The organism is Frankia sp. CcWB2 (assembly GCF_977927585.1).
In genome coordinates this window covers 6,414-7,290 of the sequence record NZ_CDWRCM010000225.1, presented here as the reverse complement: position 1 = coordinate 7,290, position 877 = coordinate 6,414, and the positions used below count along the sequence as shown (strand labels likewise).

The window sequence follows — 877 nt, the reverse complement described above, 5'->3', positions numbered from 1 at the left end:
ACACCGTCTAATTCGTCGGCAGCGTCAGATGTGTATAAGAGACCTTAGGTTGACGAATGATCGAACCCGTTGGCATGACCTCTCCGGTGCGCCTCGACGACCTGATCGAAGCGATCAAGAAGGTGCACACCGACGCCCTCGAACAGCTCTCCAGCGCGGTCCTCGCCGCCGATCATCTCGGGGACGTGGCCGACCATCTGATCGGCCATTTCGTCGACCAGGCCCGTCGCTCCGGCGCTTCCTGGACGGACATCGGCAGGAGCATGGGTGTCAGTAAGCAGGCGGCACAGAAGCGTTTCGTGCCGAAGACCCCCGGCGAACCATCGGCCCTCGATCCCGGTCAGGGATTCAGCCGGTACACCGAGCGGGCCAGAAACGTCGTGATGGCGGCGCAGAACGAGGCCCGAGCAGCGAACAACGCCGAGATCGGGCCCGAGCATCTGGTACTCGGGCTGCTGATCGAGCCGGACGCGCTGGCTGCCCAGGCGATCGTCGCGCAGGGTGTGTCACTGGAAGCCGTCCGGGTAGCCGCCACCGCGGCGCTGCCGCCGCCGGCCGAGCAGGTGCCGAACCTCGTCCCGTTCGACACCAAGGCGAAGAAGGCGTTGGAGCTGACGTTCCGGGAGGCCCTGCGGCTGGGGCACAACCACGTCGGGACCGAGCACATCCTGCTCGCCCTGCTGGAACTCGAGGACGGCACCGGCGTGCTCCACGATCTCGGCCTCGACAAGGCTACCGCCGAGACCCACCTCACCGCCGCCCTGGCGGCGATTCTCGCCGCCCGCGAGCAGGGGTAGCGCCCGCGTCAGGCCCGCTGCCCCATGCCGGTGCGGACCTCCTCCCACCGGCCCCGCGCGGTGCTTGGCATGAGCGGGGG

At 68.1% G+C, this 877-nt stretch carries 1 protein-coding gene; it reads left to right on the top strand.

The window, feature by feature from the left end; translation table 11 throughout:
- Nucleotides 1-56: 56 nt before the first annotated feature.
- Nucleotides 57-797: a Clp protease N-terminal domain-containing protein gene (locus ACY45C_RS18860; RefSeq protein ID WP_462188902.1), complete on the top strand. Its 741-nt coding sequence runs from the start codon at nucleotides 57-59 to the stop codon at nucleotides 795-797.
- Nucleotides 798-877 lie beyond the last annotated feature (80 nt).